Source organism: Geodermatophilus sp. SMS 5-13, assembly GCF_059428245.1.
On the sequence record NZ_CP165729.1, the window covers coordinates 292,604 to 308,727 of the forward strand.

Consider the following 16,124-nt stretch of genomic DNA (forward strand, 5'->3'; position numbering starts at 1 on the left):
GTCCTGTCACGGAAACGGTCAGCTCTGCTCGGGCACCCAGCCCTCGAGGAACGCGGCCAGCCGGCGGGTGACCGCCCCGCCGGCGCGGCCGAGCGCGAGCAGCGCCTGCCGGTCGACCGGCACGCGGACCTCCCGCCGGCCGCCGGACCGGGCCGCCACGGCGTGCCCGGCCGCGACCAGCTCGGGCCACGGCCGGGCGAGCTGCGCCCGCACCCGGTCGAGCGCGGCCGCGGTGGGACCGGCGTTGCCCTCGACCATCGCGGTCACGAACGCGGGGTCGCTGCCGACCACCCGGGTGCCGCTGGCGAAGCTGCCGGCGGCCAGGTTCAGCGCCAGCGGCCCGGCCTCGCCCGCCGCGGCGGCCAGCGCGGCGGCGAGCAGGTGCGGCACGTGGCTGATCGTGGCCACGGCGTCGTCGTGCTCGGCGGCGGTGACCGGGACGACCTCGGCGCCGGCCTGCAGCGCCACCTCGGCGACCCGCAGCCAGCGGGTCAGGTCGGTGCCCGGCTCCAGGCAGACCGCCCACCGCGCGCCGGTGAACAGGGCGGGCTCGGTCGCCTCGTGGCCGGACCGTTCCGTTCCGCACATCGGGTGCCCGCCGACGAACCGCCCGCCGTACCGGGCGCCGAGCTCGGCGAGCACCGGCGTCTTCACCGACCCGAGGTCGGTGATCGTCGCATCGGGCGCGACGGCGAGGTCGTCGAGCGCGGTGGCCATCGCCGGCAGCGGCACGGCCAGGACGACGACGCCGTCCAGCTCCCGGCCGATCCGCACGCCGCGGGCCGCCGCGGCGTCGCGGGCCGCGGGGTCGACGTCCCAGCCGGTGACCGGGCGGCCCGCCGCCGCCAGCGCTGCCGCGAGCGAGCCGCCGAGCTGGCCGAGGCCCACGACCGACACCGGCGGGACGGGCATCATGCGGTCTCCCACGGCCGGTCGGTGCGGAAGACCCGGGCCAGCGCGGTGGCGACCAGCCGGCCGTCCTGGGCGCGGGCCTCGATCCGGTAGACGGCGGTCCGGTTGCTGCGGTGGACCTCGACGCCCTCGGCCACCAGCCGGTCGCCCTCGGCGCCGGCCGCGAGGAACTCCGTGTGCACGTCCTGCGCGATGGCCACCGTGCCGTGGCTGTTGCTCACCGCCGCGTGGACGACGTCGAGCAGCGCCATCGTGGCCCCGCCGTGCGCCATGCCGACGGCGTTGAGCAGCTGCGGCCCGACGGTCATCGAGGCGCGGGCGTAGCCGGGGCGGACCTGCTCCAGGGTGATGCCGAGATGCCCGGCCAGCGGGTCGGCCGCGAGCCGGGCGAACAGCTCGGCCGGGACGTCGTCCATGATCGGACCCTATGACCCCCCGGTCCTTCCTCCTCACGCCGCAGCTCGGGGACTACGTGCGAGCCGGTTCCGAGCCGCCCGACGACGTCGTGGTGGACCTGATCGACGAGACCGCCCGGCTGGCCGACAGCGGCGAGGTGCCGCCGACGTTCCAGATCCCGCCGGAGCAGGGCGCGTTCATGCAGCTGATCACCCGCGCCCTCGGCGTGCGGCGGGCGATCGAGATCGGGACGTTCACCGGCCTCTCGGCGCTGTGCGTGGCCCGCGGCCTGCCCGAGGACGGCCGGCTGGTCTGCCTGGACCGGAGCGGGGAGTGGACGGCGATCGCCCGCCGGTACTGGGAGCGCGCCGGCGTCGCCGACCGGATCGAGCTGCGGCTGGGCGACGCGCACGAGACCCTCCGCGAGCTGCCCGCCGAGCCGGTGTTCGACCTCGCCTTCGTCGACGCCGACAAGACCGGCTACGCCGACTACGTCGACCAGCTCCACCCGCGGCTGGCCGACAACGGGCTGGTGCTGCTGGACAACACGCTGCGCAACGGGCGGGTGCTCGCCCCCGAGAACGCCGACGACCACGCCCTCGTCGAGCTGAACGCGGCACTGGCGGCGGACCCGCGCTGGGAGACCGTGTTGCTTCCGGTCTCCGACGGCCTGACCCTGCTGCGCAAGCGATGAGCGACGGCGCCGCCCTGCGGCCGAGCTACGCCGTGCGGGTCAGCCGCTCCGGCACCCGCTGGGCGGTCGAGCTGCTGGCCGCCGACGCCGCCGACGAGCTGCCCGTGCTCGAGCGCGCGCTGGGCGAGCCCGGCAGCGACTGGCCGGCGCCGTTCGTCGTCGTCGTCGACTCGCGGCTGTACTTCGTCGTCCTCCGGCACGGCCCGGGCGGCATGGTGCGGGCGCTGATCTCCGACGCGACCATGCAGGAGTGGGTGCTGGCCGCGGAGGTCGTCGAGCGCTACGGGATCGGCGTCGACACCGACGGCGCCTTCGACGACGACGAGTCCGGCTGGCCCGGAGGTGACCTGGACGTGTTCGCCGACGACGGACTGCCCGCCGAGGAGCTGCGGCCGATCGTGACCGCCGACGACCTGTGGGCCGACGAGATGGTCACCCGGATCGCGGCCCGGCTCGGCTTCGCCGACCAGCTGCTGGCGGTGGTGGCACCGTGAGCGCGCTGGTCGGGGCGGTGGTGTTCGACCTGGGCGGGGTGATCACCGAGAGCCCGCTGCACGCGTTCACCGCCTACGAGCAGGAGGCCGGCCTGCCCGAGGGGCTGATCCGCCGGCTCAACAGCACCAACCCGGACACCAACGCGTGGGCGCGGTACGAGCGCAACGAGCTCGACGTGGCCGGGTTCAGCGCGGCGTTCGAGGCCGAGGCGCTGGCCGCGGGGCACACCCTCGACGCCGCCCGGGTGCTGGAGGGGTTGCGGGGCGACCTGCGGCCGGAGATGGTCGCGGCGGTCCGGCGGCTCAAGGACGCCGGGCTGCCGCTGGGCCTGCTGTCGAACAACGTCGCGCCGATGGAGCGGACCGGCGACCTCGGCGAGCTGCTCGGGCTCTTCGACGCGATCGTCGAGTCCTCGCTGGAGGGCGTGCGCAAGCCGGAGCCGGAGATCTACCGGCGCGCGCTGGCCCGGCTCTCCGACGCGGTGGGCCGCCCGATCGCCGCGGCCGACTGCGCCTACCTCGACGACCTCGGCATCAACCTCAAGCCGGCCCGCGAGCTGGGCTTCCGCACGATCAAGGTGGTCGAGCCCGCCCTGGCGCTGGCCGAGCTGTCGGAGCTGGTCGGCTTTCCGCTGGACGGCGCCTCCCGGTGACCACTCTGTTCCTGGAACGCTTGTGCTCTGCCCACCCTGGTGGGCAGAGCACAAGCGTCGCGAGGACACCCTGGTGACCCAGGCCGCAGCGGTGATCGACGCGGCGATGGTCCGCGCTCTCGAGCTCGCCGCGCAGGCCCAGGAGTGGGGCGACACGCCGATCGGCGCCGTCGTCCTCGGGCCCGACGGGACGGTCCTGGCGGAGGCGGCCAACGAGCGGGAGAGGCGCGGCGACCCGACCGCGCACGCCGAGGTGCTGGCACTGCGGGAGGCCGCCCTGCGGCACGGCGACGGGTGGCGGCTGACCGGCGCGACGCTCGTCGTCACCCTGGAGCCTTGCACCATGTGTGCAGGTGCGAGCGTCCTCGCGCGCGTCGACCGGGTGGTCTACGGCGCCGACGACCCGAAGGCGGGCGCGGTCGGCTCGCTGTGGGACGTCGTCCGCGACCGCCGGCTCAACCACCGGCCCGAGGTCACGGCCGGGATCCGGGCCGAGGAGTCCGCCACGCTGCTACGCGCGTTCTTCCACGCGAAGCGGGCCCTGTAATCTCTTCGGCGGTGGCGTGTCCGAGCGGCCGAAGGAGCACGCCTCGAAAGCGTGTGAGGTGCAAGCCTCCGTGGGTTCAAATCCCACCGCCACCGCCAGCCGAGAACGGCGGCGCCCCACCGGGCGCCGCCGTTCTCGCATGTCAGGGGGTCAGATCGCGACGTCGCTGTCCAGCAGCAGCTCGCCGTCCTCCCCGACGACCAGGGTGAACCGGTGCTCCTCGCGCTCGCGGTCGCCGTCCTCGGAGCGGAACTCCAGCTGACCGGTGGCGGTGAGCGACCCGTCCTCGGCCTGGACGCCGGAGAGCTTGACGCTGCTGAACTGCGACCAGAAGTCCACGTAGTCCTGCTCGCTGATGCTGCCGCGCAGCGTCGGCCCGGTCATCTGCCAGGCCTCCTCGGGGTCGTCGGCCACCAGCCGGTGGTAGTCGCGCAGGAAGTCGCGGACGTCCCGGGCCTGGACCGGCGCCGCCGGGGGGCTGGAGGCGGTCGTCGTCGGTGGCGGCTCGGCGGTCGTGGTGGTGGCCGGCGCGGAGGACTGCGTGGTCGGTTCCGGAGCGGCGGACGACGACGGTGCGGTGGCGGACGTCGTCGTCCCGCCGGCGTTCGCGTTCCCGTCGTCCCGGCCCGAGACGGCCAGCAGCACCCCGCCGAGGATCAGCGCGGCGGTGACCAGGGCGCCGGCCGCCACCCATAGCCACGGCGCCGGGCGCCGGCGCTCGCCGGCGGGCCGCACGGGGCGGTCGGGGGCGTCGACGACCACGGGCCGGCGCGGCGGGGGAGGCGGGGGAGTGGGCGCGGACGGGGCGGCCGCCGGCGCGGGCGGGGCGAAGGTCGCCGTCCGCTGCCGGTCGGGGGCCGACGAGCGCAGGTTCGCCCGCGCCATCAGCACCGTCGTCGTGTCGCCGTCGTCGGCGACCAGCGAGGCGAGCTGGTCGCGGACCTCGGTCATCGGCGGCCGCGCGGCCGGGTCGGCGGCGAGCATCCGCAGCAGCGGCGCGGTCAGCGCCCCGCACCGCTGGGGCGGGATGATCTCCCCGCCGGCCACCCGGTGCAGCTGCTGCAGCGAGTTCTCGCCCAGGCCGAACGGCGGCTGCCCCTCCAGGCAGGTGTAGAGCGTCGCGGCCAGCGAGAACACGTCGCTGGGCGGCGCCGGCTCCTGGCCCTGGGCGACCTCGGGCGAGAGGAACGCCGGCGTCCCGGTGATCTGCCCGGTCTGGGTGAGCGTGACGTCGCCGCTGGCGTGCGAGATGCCGAAGTCGGTGATCTTGACCAGGCCCTCGACCCGCTCGCCCTCACCGATCAGGATGTTCGCCGGCTTGACGTCGCGGTGCACGATGCCCGCCGCGTGGGTGGCCGCCAGCGCGTCGGCGACCTGGGCGCCGATCTGCGCCACCTGGTCCACCCGCAGCAGCCCGTCCTCGCTCAGCACCGTCGCCAGGCTGCGCGAGGGCAGGTACTCCATCACCAGCCACGGCAGGCCGTCGTCGACGGCGACGTCGAAGACGGAGATGGCGTGCGGATGGCTGAGCCGGGCGGCGATCCGGCCCTCCCGCAGCGCCCGCTGCCGCTGCTGCTCGGCCTCGTGCGGGTCGGCGCCGGTCCGCGGGAGCACCTGCTTGACCGCGACCTGGCGACCGAGCAGCTCGTCGTGCGCCATCCACACGGTGCCCATGCCGCCGCCGCCGATCTGCGACACGAGCCGGTAGCGACCGGCGACGAGCCGTCCCGGCCGGGTGGGGGGTGCGGTCATGGGCGCCCGCCGTCAGACGGCGGACGGCATCCCGAAGCGCCGCGTGTACTCCTCCTGGGCGCCGGCGGGCAGGGCGTCGTAGAGCGTTCCGAGCTCCTCGACCGACTCGGGCGCGAGGTCGTCGAAGAGCCGCTGCCAGGTCGGGGGCTCGTCGTAGCTGCGGGTGAGCAGCAGCTCCCAGGCCTGGGTCTGCCGGTCGCGCTTGCTGCGCTCGGCGGCGAACTCCGAGAGGTAGCGGTCCTGCGCGGCGGCCTTCTCGGCGCGCGTCGCCGACGGCGGCAGCCCTTCGGGATCGCCGCCCTTGAGGACGCCGAGGATCGCGTCGACGACCTCGGGTCGCACGTCGTCCCGTTCGCTGCCCAACTCGCTCACGACACGCCCTCCTCCGCCGAACTGCCCCCGTGGCCTTCCCCGGTGATCGGTTAGCCAACCACCCCGGGGAAGGATGCCGCACCCGGGCCCCGGCGGGCGGCGCCGGTGGTGTCGCGGCTGACCGGTCCAGGGCCGCCCGGTACGATCGGCGCCACTGGAGGATTCGCCTAGTGGCCTATGGCGCTCGCTTGGAAAGCGGGTTGGGGGCAACCCCTCGGGAGTTCGAATCTCCCATCCTCCGCAGTGACCAGGCCCCCGGCGTCGCGCCGGGGGCCTGTCGCGTCCTGGGCGCCGGGTCGGCCCGGCCGGTCAGCCCAGCACGAGGCCGTCTGCCGCGCCGGACGGGGTGGGGTCGGGCAGTGCGGCCATGCGGAAGGAGTTCCCCAGCCCCGCCAACCCGGCGAGGATCGGGATGACCAGGGCGATCTGCAGCGCCAGGGGCCGCGTGTCGGTGTTGATCCGGACGATCTCGGCCCGGACGTCGTCGGGCTGACCGGCGAGCAGCTGCTCGAGCCCGGTGTTGCTCATCAGCTGCGCGTCCTCGTCCAGCACGGCCGCCACCTGCTGCTGCTCGGCGGGCGACAGGACGGGGCTGTTCTCGGCCTCGCGGGTGAACGTCGTGGACAGCGCGGCCAGCATGATGGCGCCGGCGAAGGCCAGCCCGAAGGACAGCCCGAAGGACCCGGCGGCGGAGTTCACCCCGGCGGCCTCGCTGACCCGCTCGTCGGAGATCGGGCTCAGCGTGTAGTTGTTCAGCTGCGAGACCAGCAGCCCCAGCCCGCAGCCGGCGATCAGCAGCGGCACCACCAGGTACCAGCCGGAGGTCGCCCGCGGCACCAGCGGCAGCAGCAGCACCAGCCCGGCGGTGAGCATCGCGAAGCCCCACCGCACGACGGTCGCCGGACGGCGCCGCCCGGCCTGCTTGCCGGCGAGCAGCGCGATCGCGAACATGCTCAGCGACAGCGGTGCGATCGACAGGCCGGCCTCCAGCGCGTTGTACTCCAGCACCATCTGCAGGTAGATGGGCAGGACGATCATCGTGCCGCCGAGCGCGATCTGCTGGAACAGCTGCTCGGAGACCCCCAACCGGAAGTACTTCGACGTGAACAGCCCCGGGTCGAGCAGCGTCGACCGGCCCTGCCGCTTGCGGCGGCGCAGCCACCACACCAGCGTTCCCATCGCGACCACGCCGACGAACGCCAGCGCACCGACGGCCTCCCCACCCTCCTGCCAGACCAGGATGCTCAGCACGATCCCGCCCATGCCGAGCGCCGACAGCACGGAGCCGACGACGTCGACCTGCCGGGGACCGGTGTAGGGCACGTCGCGGACGAGCTTGATGCCCGCGAGCACGACGGCGATGATCACCGCCTCGAGCAGGAATCCGACCCGCCAGGACAGGAAGGTCGTGATCACGCCGCCCAGCAGGGGGCCGACCGCGGCGGCGATGGCCGCCGCCGCCCCGACGAGGGCGTAGACCTTCGTCCGGGCCGTGCCGTCGAAGTTGCCGTGGACCAGGGACTGCATGGCCGGCAGCAGCAGCGACGCGCCGAGCCCACCGATCAGCGCCCAGAACACGATGATCGCGACCAGGTTCTGCGCCAGCGTCATGGCCACCGCCCCGACGGCGTAGCCGAGCAGGCCGAGCACGTAGGCCCGCTTGCGGCCGATGAGGTCGCCGACCTTGCCCCCGACCAGGATGAAGGCCGCGGAGACCAGCGCCTCGAGCGCGATGGCCGACTGCACCCCGGAGACGGTCGTGCCGAGGTCCTCCACGACCGCCGAGATCGACACGTTCATCAGCGACGTGTCCACGACCAGCACGAACATGGCCATGGCGAGCAGCAGCGGGAGCAGGCGGCTGCCCGTGCCGGCCGGCGGAGCAGGTGTCTCCGGGACCTCGGTCGCCATCCGGGCATCGTCCGTGCGCCGGTGACCGACCACCTCATCCCGCCGAGACGACAGATCGGGCGTCACGCGCCGGTCGGCGGGGAGTCGCAGCCCTGCACGGCCAGCAGCGACAGGACGAGACCGGGAACGGTGTGCACGTCCCAGCCGGTGAGCGTGCGCCACCGGTCGAGCCGGTACTTCGCGCTGTTCGGGTGGATGTGCAGGGACCGCGCGCACGCCGAGACCGAGTAGGAGTGGTCGGCGAAGGCCCGCACCGTGCGGGCCAGCTCGGGATTGCGCCGGGCCGCCTGCACCCCCGGTGCGACGAGCGGCTCGAGCGTCTCCGGTTCCCCGGCCAGCGCGATCATCAGCCAGTCGTCGGCGAAGCGGACGACGCGGCGTTCCTCGCCGGTGCGGCCGAGCGCCCGGTGGGCGTCGCGCAGGCCGGTCGCGGCGCCGGTCAGGCCACGGCGGGGCAGGCCGATGCCGATGCGGGCGTCCGGTGCGCCGACGCTCAGGCACGCCACCACCTCGTCGTCCGCGAGCCCCTGCGCGATCAGCAGTCCCTCGCCGAGGACGCCGGTCATGAAGTGGCCGGTCCCGCCGGAGGCGGCCAGCGCGGCGTTGACCTCCTCGATGTGGGCGCCGTCGGGCGCGGGGGTCGCGGCGACGCAGAACTCCGCGTCCGGGTCGAAGCCCAGCGAGCGCGCGAGCCGGGCGCCGCCCTCGTCGTCCGCCCCGCCGGCGGCCAGCTGCTCCACGAAGCGGGCCCGCTGCGCCTGCAGTGTCGCGGCCTGGATGCGGGACTCCTCCGCATGCGCCTCCGCGAAGGCGGCGCTGTGCCGGTGGACGTAGCTCCACAGCAGCGCCACGGTGCTCGCCAGCTCCGCCACCGCGTCGGGCCCGAGCGTGGTGGCCCGCCGCAGCAGCTCGTTCCAGATCTCCCGGTAGGAGATGTGGTAGGCCTCGACCGCGTCGGCGAGGTTCAGCCGGAACTGGGCCCGGCGGCGTCCCATGCCCCGCGTGTACGCGACGGCCTCGGCCGACAGCGGACGCCGTGTGCGCAGCCCCTCGAACGTCTCGACCATGCCCGCGAGCACGTCGCGGTGGTGCTCCTCGATGGGGAAGTCCCGGTAGCCGGGCACCTCGGCCCGGATCCTCGCCACGACCCGCGCGGTGAGCTGGTCGGATTCACCCGCCAGCTCCGCCAGCAGCGCCTCGAATTCGGTGAGCGTCACGCCGTCCTCCCGTGAAAACCACGAAGTCGGCCGCCGCGGTTGTGGCTTCTCTCACTCAAATCCGCACTGCGGAGCAGCCATCCTCGTGACATTCCTCGCATCGCGAGCAGTCCGGTCCTCACCCCTGGAGTCTCACCGATGAGCAGTCCAACCACGCACACACCCGCGCAGCTGCGGATGGCCCGGCGCGCCACCGTGGGCGGGATGATCGGAACCGCGATCGAGTGGTTCGACTTCATGATCTACGCGACGCTCGCGGCCAGCGTCTTCAGCGTGGTCTTCTTCCCCGCCCTCGACCCGGTGACCGGCACCATCGCGTCGCTGTCCACCTTCGCGGCCGGCTTCATCGCCCGCCCGCTCGGCGGCGTCGTCCTCGGCCACTTCGGTGACCGCTTCGGCCGACGGACCCTGCTGGTCTGGTCCCTCACCCTCATGGGCGTGGCGACGGCGGCGATCGGGCTGCTGCCGACCTACGCGACGATCGGCGTCGCGGCGCCGATCCTGCTGACCTTCCTCCGGGTCGTGCAGGGCTTCGCACTGGGCGGTGAGTTCTCCGGCGCCACGACCATGATCGTCGAGCACGCGCCGGAGCAGAAGCGGGCGTTCTACGCCAGCTTCGTGCCCTACTCCTCGGGCATCGGGTTCCTGCTCGGCCTCGCCACCGTGATGGGCCTGCGGTCGGTGCTGTCCCCCGAGGCGTTCCTGGCCTGGGGCTGGCGGCTGCCGTTCCTGGCCAGCGTGGTCCTGATCGGCATCGGCCTCTACGTGCGACGCCGCGTCGAGGAGACCTCGACGTTCGTCGAGCGCGTCGCCGGCGCCGAGGCGTCGTCCCAGATGCCGATCGTCCGCCTGCTCCGGACGCAGTGGCGCACCGTGCTGCTGACCTTCTGCATGCACGTCGGCACGACGACCATCGCCTTCGTCGTCGCCACCTTCATGCTCTCCTACGCGACGCTGCGCGAGGGGCTGGACCCGACCACGATGATGGGCGCGATCGCGATCGTCACCGCACTGGCGCTCTGCTACGCCTGGACGATCGGCATCGTCGCCGACCGCATCGGCCGACGGAAGGTCTTCGCCGCGGGCTGCGTGATGCTCATCGTGATCGCCTTCCCGCTGTTCTGGCTCGTCGACACCGGCGTCTTCGTGCTCCTCGTGCTCGGCCTGCTGCTCGGCAACCTCGCGCAGTACCTCTGCTACCAGGTGGAGGCCGCGTACTACACCGAGCTCTTCCCGCCGGAGGTCCGGTGCACCGGCGCGAACCTGGGCTACCAGCTGTGCAACGCGGTCGCGGGCGGCACGGCGCCGGTCATCGCGGTGCTGCTCATGGAGTGGTCCGGCGGCAAGACCTGGTCGATCTCGCTCTACCTGATCGTGCTCGGCGCCATCTCGCTGACGGCCTGCCTGCTGGCGCGGGAGACCCGCCCGGCCTCGGCTCGGAAGGTCGCGGCCGCCGCGGCGGCCGAGCCCGCCCCGGCCGTCCAGCCCGCCCAGGTCTGAGCAGACCGAGCACCCGCCCCCGCACAGGAGAGACGCACGACGTGACCGAGCTGATCGATTCGCCGGCGCAGACGGTTGCCGACCCGCCGTCCACCCCCCGCGCCGAGCGGCTGACCGGGGTCGAGGCGCTCGTCCGGGTGCTCGCAGAGCAGGCGGCGGCCGACGCGCGCGGCGGGCTGCGGACCGGGGGCTTCGTCTCCGGGTACCCGGGCTCGCCGCTCGGCCGGCTGCACGACGTGCTGGAGCGCCGGTCCGCCGAGCTCGGCGCCCAGCGGATCGTGCACTCCCCGGGGCTCAACGAGGAGCTGGCCGCCACCGCGGTGTGGGGGGCGCAGACGGTGGCGGCCACGCCGGGCGCGACGGTCGAGGGCGTGTTCGGCATGTGGTACGGCAAGGCGCCGGGCGTCGACCGCGCCGGTGACGCGCTGCGGCACGGCAACATCCGAGGCACGGCGGCGCGGGGCGGCGTCCTGGTGGTGGCGGGGGACGACCCGAAGCCCAACGCGACGGTCTTCCCCACCGACAGCACCACGGCGTTCCAGGCGTGGGGCATGCCGGTCCTGTACCCGGGCACGGCCCAGGAGGTCGTGGAGCTCGGCCTGCACGGCTACGCGCTGTCCCGGGCCGCCGGGCTGTGGGTCGGGTTCAAGATGGTCACCAGCGTCGCGGACGGGACGGGCTCGGTGACGCCCGCCGACGTCCGGCCGGTGCTGCCCACGGTCACCCTGGACGGCGCGCCGTTCACCCCCACGCTCCGGGTGAACGACGCGGGCGAGGGCATGCGGGAGGCCGAGCGCGACCTGCACGCCGCGCGGCTGCGGCTGGCGGCGGCGTACGTCCGCGAGAACCGGCTGAACCCGGTCGTCGTGGACCCGCCCTCGGCCACCGTCGGCATCGTCGCCCCCGGCAAGACGTTCTACGACCTCCGGGAGGCCCTGCGCACCCTCGGCCTCACCGACGCCGAGCTGGTGCGGCTGGGCATCCGGGTCAAGCAGGTCGCCGCGCTGTACCCGATCGCGCCCGAGGAGTGGCGCGAGTTCGCCGACGGCCTCGAGGAGGTGCTGGTCGTCGAGGAGAAGCGGCCCGTCCTCGAGACGGCGCTCAAGGACGCCCTCTACGCGGTGCCCGAGCGGCCCGCCGTCCACGGCCGGACCGACGAGGGGGGCGACCCCTTCCTCCCCGGGTACGGCGAGCTCGATCCCGAGCTGCTGGCCCGGCGGCTGGGCGAGCGGCTGCTGCGGCGCTTCGACGTCCCCTCCGTGGCGGCCCACCTCCGCACGCAGCGCCGCACCCTCACGCTGCTGCCGCTGTCCACCAACCGCGCCGGCTTCTTCTGCTCGGGCTGCCCGCACAACACCGGCCTCAAGGCGCCGGCCGGCAGCACGGTCGCCGCCGGCATCGGCTGCCACCTGCTGGGCCTGTTCAGCCCCCGCGAGGAGCACGGCGAGATCTCGGGCTACACGCAGATGGGCGGCGAGGGCGCGCAGTGGGTCGGCATGGCGCCGTTCACCACGACGCAGCACATCTTCCAGAACGTCGGCGACGGCACGTTCCACCACTCGGCCAGCCTGGCGCTGCGGCTCGCCGTGGCCAGCGGGGTGAACGTCACCTACAAGATCCTCTACAACGGTGCGATCGGGATGACCGGCGGTCAGGACGTGCGCGGCGGCATGTCCGTCGGCGCGCTGGCCCGGATGCTGCTCGCCGAGGGGGTGCGCCGGGTCGTCGTGACGGCGGACGAGCCCTCCCGCCACAAGCGGCGCGACCTGCCGCGCGGGGTGCGGGTGCTGCACCGCGACGAGATCGTGCGCGTGCAGGAGGAGCTCGCCGCCGTTCCCGGCGTCACCGTGCTGATCCACGACCAGATGTGCGCCGCGGAGAAGCGGCGCTGGATGCGCCGCACCGGCACGACGCCGACGAAGCGCGTCATGATCAACGAGCGGGTCTGCGAGGCCTGCGGGGACTGCAACCGACAGTCGCAGTGCATGTCCGTGCAGCCGGTCGAGACCGAGTTCGGCCGCAAGACCGCGATCCACCAGTCGTCCTGCAACTTCGACTACAGCTGCACCGACGGCGACTGCCCGTCCTTCCTCGTCGTGGAGACGAAGGGGGCGCGCAAGGAGCAGCGCCGCGTCCCCGAGCCGCCGGCCGCGCCGGATCCGGTCCCGGTGGTCCCGGCCGACGACTTCGCCGTCCACATGACCGGCATCGGCGGCACCGGGGTGATCTCGGTCAGCCAGCTGGTCGGCGCCGCGGCAACCGCGGAGGGACGCCGGGTCCGGAGCCTGGATCTCACCGGGTCGACGATCAAGGGCGGCCCGGTCGTCTCCCAGCTGCAGGTCCACAGCGGCCCGACGCCGTCGGCCAGCATCGCCGAGGGCGGGGCCGACCTGTTCCTCGCCTTCGACCTGCTGGGCGCGATGACGCCGGCCAACCTCGCGCCCGCGGCGCCCGGCCGGACGGTGGCCGTCGCCTCGTCGAGCGCCGTCCCGACCGCCCAGATGGCGTTCGACCCGACGGTGCCCTACCCCTCGGCGGACGAGCTCCGGGCCACCCTGGACGGCGTCACCCGCGCCGAGCAGAACGTCTACCTCGACGTCGAGGGCCTGGCGTCGGCGCTGTTCGGCAACCACATGGCGGCGAACGCGCTGCTGCTGGGTGCGGCGTTCCAGGCCGGAGCCCTGCCCCTGCGCGCGGAGTCGATCGAGCAGGCGATCCGGGACCAGGGCGTCGCGGTCGAGGACAACCTGCTGGCCTTCCGCTGGGGCCGTGCCGTCGTCGCCGATCCCGGGGTCGTGGAGCGGCTCGGGCTCGGCGGCCGTCCCCGCGGTGGCGGCGTGACCGACCCGGCGACCACCCGGCTCATCGACGAGACCGGCGCGACCGGGGAGCTGGCCCGCCTGCTCGAGGTCCGGATCCCGGACCTGACCGCGTACCAGAACGACGCCTACGCGCGCCGCTACGCCGACACCGTCGCGCTCGCGGTGCGGGCCGACCACGCGCTCGGCCGGGACGACTTCGCCCAGGTCGTGGCCCGCAATCTGCACCGCCTCATGGCCTACAAGGACGAGTACGAGGTGGCCCGGCTGCACCTGCTCGACAGCGCCCGCGCGGCGGTCGAGTCCGAGTTCGGCAGCGGGGCGAAGGTCTCGTGGAAGCTGCACCCGCCGGTGCTGCGCGCGCTCGGGATGAAGAAGAAGATCACCCTCGGGCCCTGGTTCCGGCCGGCGTTCGTGGGCCTGCGGGCCGCCCGCGGCCTGCGGGGCACCCCGGTCGACGTGTTCGGCCTGGGCACGGTCCGCCGGGTGGAGCGGGCCCTGGTGCAGCACTACGAGACGCTCGCCCGTGACCTGGCCGACCGGCTCAGCACGGAGAACTACGACCGGCTGTGCGCGCTGGCGGACCGGGCCGGGGAAGTGCGCGGATACGAGGAGATCAAGCTGGCCAACGTCCGCCGCTACCTCAGCGGGGCGGCGGAGAATGCCGCCACCGCGGGGGTTCCGTTCGAGGACTCCGGGCTCCGCCGGCTCCTCGACCAGGCATAGCCGGCCGGGTAGCCGACAACGCACGAAGGGATCGACATGGACCTCGAACTGAAGGACCGCAGCTACCTGGTCACCGGCGGATCGAGCGGGCTCGGCCTCGGCGTCGCCGACGTCCTGGCGCGGGAGGGCGCGCACGTCGCGATCTGCGGCCGGAACGCCGAGCGGCTGGAGGCGGCTGCCCGCGGGCTGCGCGGCCACGGCGGCGACGTCCTCGCCGTCCCGGCCGACGTCACCGACGCCGAGCAGCTCGCGCGGGTGGTCGACGCGGCCGGCGAGCGGTGGGGACGGCTCGACGGGCTGGTCAACAACGCCGGCGTGCACACCGCGAAGGCGTTCCTGGACACGTCGGACGACGAGTGGCAGACCGACTTCGAGCTCAAGGTGCTGGCCGCCGTCCGGGCCGTGCGCGCGGCGGTCCCGCTGCTCTCGCGCTCGGACGGCGCCGCCGTGCTCAACGTGCTGAGCATCTTCGCCCGATTCCAGCCCGCCCGGTCCATGCCCAGCTCGATGTACCGCTCCGCGGGCCTGGCCCTGACGAAGGGGCTGTCCAACGAGCTGGCCGAGCGGGGGATCCGGGTCAACGCCCTGCTGGTCGGGTTCGTCCGCAGCGACCAGTGGACCCGGGCCGCCGCCGACGCCGGGGTGTCACAGGACGAGTACGAGCGCGACCGGGCCCGGCAGCTGGGGATCCCGCTCGGCCGCGCCGGCCGGACCGAGGAGTTCGCGGATCTGGCCGCCTTCCTGCTCTCCCCCCGGGCGGGCTACCTCACCGGCACGGCCGTCAACGTGGACGGCGGCCTCTCGCCGGTGGTGTGACCGCTCAGCCCGCGGATTCCAGCTCCGGCGCCCGGCCCAGCTCCCGGACGTAGAGCCCGGCGACCGCGGTCAGCATGAGCAGCCCGCCGACGACGGCGCCTGGGGCCAGCCGCTCGCCGAGGAACGCCGTCGCCAGGACCGTTCCCGTCAGCGGCTCCAGCAGCGTGACGATCGAGGCGACGGCGCCGGGCACGGTCCGGACGCCGGTGAAGAACAGCCCGTACGCCAGCGCGCTGGGCACCAGCCCGAGATAGAGCAGGACGGCGATCGCCACCGGGTCGCCCGGGAACCGCAGCCCGGCGGCCAGCACGACGGGGGTGAGCAGCACCGCGCCGCCGGCGAACCCGGCCAGGGTGACCGGGACGCCGGCCGGCACCCCGCCGGAGGTCAGGGTGACGACGGCGTAGCCGAGCGCCGACCCGGTGGCCAGCAGTGCGCCGAGCAGCACCGCCGTGCCGGTGCCGGCGCCGGCGGACACGCCGACGAGCAGGACCAGCCCGACCAGCGCGACGGCCAGTGCCGCCAGCGTCGCCGGGTTGGGCCGGCCGTGCCCGAGCAGGGCCGCCCCGACGGCGATGAGCAGCGGCGCCAGCCCGAGGGCGACCAGCGTGGCGATGCTCACCCCGGCGCGGGCCACCGCGCTGAAGTAGGCGAGCTGGTAGGCGGCCAGGCCGGCGGCGACCAGGACCAGGCGGACGGCGACCGGACGGGTCAGCGGGACGGATGCCGTGCGCCGCCGGGCGGTCAGCGCCCAGCCGGCCAGCAGCAGCACCGCGCCGATGGCGAGCCGGTACCAGGCGATGTCGAGCGGGGAGAGATCGGTGCGGGCGGCGACGATCCGGCCGCTGATGCCCGACGTCCCCCAGCAGAGGGCGGCGAGGACGACGAGCAGGAACCCGCGACGCGACGCGGGGGACGAGGGGGTCATGACGCTCCTGGGGCGAGATCCGGTGAGGGGGCTCGGTCCGGAGCGCGCAGCAGGACGCCCGGGTCGTCAGGACCCGGGCGGGGGAGCGGTCAGCCCCGCGGCGCTCCGGTCAGGAGCGGGGAGGGGGCAGGACGAGTGCGCGGCGGGGCGGCATGGCGCCGAGGGTAGCGGGCGGGTCGTCGGATCCCTGAGCGCTTTCCCGTACAGTGAGTGCAGACCCCTCGTGTGGCGTCACCCTGTGAACCTCCCCAGGGCCGGAAGGCAGCAAGGATAAGCGGGCTCTGACGGGTGCGCGGGGGGTCCCTTTTTTTCCGGTCAGCCGGGCGAGATCTGCACAGTGGCCCACACCGCGGGGCCGAATGGTGCCGGTGTGCAGATCTCGCCCGA

14 protein-coding genes, 2 tRNA genes and 1 other RNA gene are annotated in these 16,124 nt (G+C 74.3%); 10 read left to right on the forward strand and 7 right to left on the reverse strand.

Translation table 11 applies throughout. The features are described 5' to 3' along the window. Positions 1–18 precede the first annotated feature (18 nt). A complete protein-coding gene (locus AB3388_RS01400) occupies positions 19–915 on the reverse strand; it encodes a prephenate dehydrogenase (RefSeq protein ID WP_495408966.1) in 897 nt (298 codons plus the stop codon). Continuing rightward, the gene (locus tag AB3388_RS01405) at positions 912–1,328 is read right to left on the reverse strand and encodes a PaaI family thioesterase (RefSeq protein WP_495408967.1); all 417 of its coding nucleotides are present in this window, start codon (positions 1,326–1,328) and stop codon (positions 912–914) included. The genes AB3388_RS01400 and AB3388_RS01405 overlap by 4 nt, the downstream gene beginning before the upstream one ends. Before the next feature lie 11 nt (positions 1,329–1,339). Between AB3388_RS01405 and AB3388_RS01410 the strand changes: the two genes are divergently transcribed. The 5 genes from AB3388_RS01410 (at position 1,340) to AB3388_RS01430 (ending at position 3,794) form a co-directional block, all read left to right on the forward strand. Continuing rightward, positions 1,340–2,002, forward strand: a complete 663-nt coding sequence (locus AB3388_RS01410) for an O-methyltransferase (RefSeq protein ID WP_495408968.1) — start codon at positions 1,340–1,342, stop codon at positions 2,000–2,002. Next, positions 1,999–2,496 (forward strand): tRNA adenosine deaminase-associated protein, encoded by a 498-nt coding sequence (locus AB3388_RS01415; protein ID WP_495408969.1) that lies wholly within the window; start codon positions 1,999–2,001, stop codon positions 2,494–2,496. Before AB3388_RS01410 ends, AB3388_RS01415 begins: the two co-directional genes overlap by 4 nt. Continuing rightward, positions 2,493–3,149, forward strand: a complete 657-nt coding sequence (locus tag AB3388_RS01420; RefSeq protein ID WP_495408970.1) for an HAD family hydrolase — start codon at positions 2,493–2,495, stop codon at positions 3,147–3,149. The genes AB3388_RS01415 and AB3388_RS01420 overlap by 4 nt, the downstream gene beginning before the upstream one ends. A gap of 73 nt (positions 3,150–3,222) precedes the next feature. After that, positions 3,223–3,696 carry a nucleoside deaminase gene (locus tag AB3388_RS01425; protein ID WP_495408971.1) on the forward strand — a complete coding sequence of 158 codons (474 nt, stop codon included), beginning with the start codon at positions 3,223–3,225 and terminating at the stop codon, positions 3,694–3,696. 10 nt (positions 3,697–3,706) lie between these two features. Beyond that, positions 3,707–3,794 (forward strand) — tRNA-Ser (locus tag AB3388_RS01430). 52 nt (positions 3,795–3,846) lie between these two features. Here AB3388_RS01430 and AB3388_RS01435 read toward each other — a convergent pair. Both AB3388_RS01435 and AB3388_RS01440 read right to left on the reverse strand, forming a co-directional pair. After that, positions 3,847–5,448 carry a serine/threonine-protein kinase gene (locus AB3388_RS01435; protein WP_495408972.1) on the reverse strand — a complete coding sequence of 534 codons (1,602 nt, stop codon included), beginning with the start codon at positions 5,446–5,448 and terminating at the stop codon, positions 3,847–3,849. Between the two features lie 12 nt (positions 5,449–5,460). Next, complete coding sequence (locus tag AB3388_RS01440; RefSeq protein WP_495408973.1) at positions 5,461–5,820, reverse strand: hypothetical protein; 360 nt, start codon at positions 5,818–5,820, stop codon at positions 5,461–5,463. A 156-nt stretch (positions 5,821–5,976) separates the two neighbouring features. Here AB3388_RS01440 and AB3388_RS01445 point away from each other — a divergent pair. After that, positions 5,977–6,061 (forward strand) — tRNA-Ser (locus AB3388_RS01445). Positions 6,062–6,129: 68 nt separating this feature from the next. On the opposite strand, the gene AB3388_RS01450 is transcribed toward AB3388_RS01445, so the two are convergent. Continuing rightward, on the reverse strand, positions 6,130–7,731 hold the full coding sequence (locus AB3388_RS01450; protein WP_495408974.1) for an MFS transporter: 1,602 nt from the start codon (positions 7,729–7,731) through the stop codon (positions 6,130–6,132). A gap of 62 nt (positions 7,732–7,793) precedes the next feature. After that, positions 7,794–8,948: a PucR family transcriptional regulator gene (locus tag AB3388_RS01455; RefSeq protein ID WP_495408975.1), complete on the reverse strand. Its 1,155-nt coding sequence runs from the start codon at positions 8,946–8,948 to the stop codon at positions 7,794–7,796. 138 nt (positions 8,949–9,086) lie between these two features. Here AB3388_RS01455 and AB3388_RS01460 point away from each other — a divergent pair, with 138 nt between their 5' ends. From AB3388_RS01460 to AB3388_RS01470, 3 genes are read left to right on the forward strand one after another with little or no spacing between them, the layout of a single operon-like run. Then, positions 9,087–10,448, forward strand: a complete 1,362-nt coding sequence (locus AB3388_RS01460; protein ID WP_495408976.1) for an MFS transporter — start codon at positions 9,087–9,089, stop codon at positions 10,446–10,448. Between the two features lie 41 nt (positions 10,449–10,489). After that, positions 10,490–13,993: an indolepyruvate ferredoxin oxidoreductase family protein gene (locus AB3388_RS01465; protein ID WP_495408977.1), complete on the forward strand. Its 3,504-nt coding sequence runs from the start codon at positions 10,490–10,492 to the stop codon at positions 13,991–13,993. 36 nt (positions 13,994–14,029) lie between these two features. Further along, positions 14,030–14,809: an SDR family oxidoreductase gene (locus tag AB3388_RS01470; RefSeq protein WP_495408978.1), complete on the forward strand. Its 780-nt coding sequence runs from the start codon at positions 14,030–14,032 to the stop codon at positions 14,807–14,809. Positions 14,810–14,813: 4 nt separating this feature from the next. On the opposite strand, the gene AB3388_RS01475 is transcribed toward AB3388_RS01470, so the two are convergent. After that, positions 14,814–15,737 (reverse strand): DMT family transporter, encoded by a 924-nt coding sequence (locus AB3388_RS01475; RefSeq protein ID WP_495408979.1) that lies wholly within the window; start codon positions 15,735–15,737, stop codon positions 14,814–14,816. Between the two features lie 212 nt (positions 15,738–15,949). On the opposite strand from AB3388_RS01475, the gene ffs reads away from it, so the two are divergent. Then, positions 15,950–16,045, forward strand: an RNA gene (gene ffs, locus AB3388_RS01480) — signal recognition particle sRNA small type. Positions 16,046–16,124 lie beyond the last annotated feature (79 nt).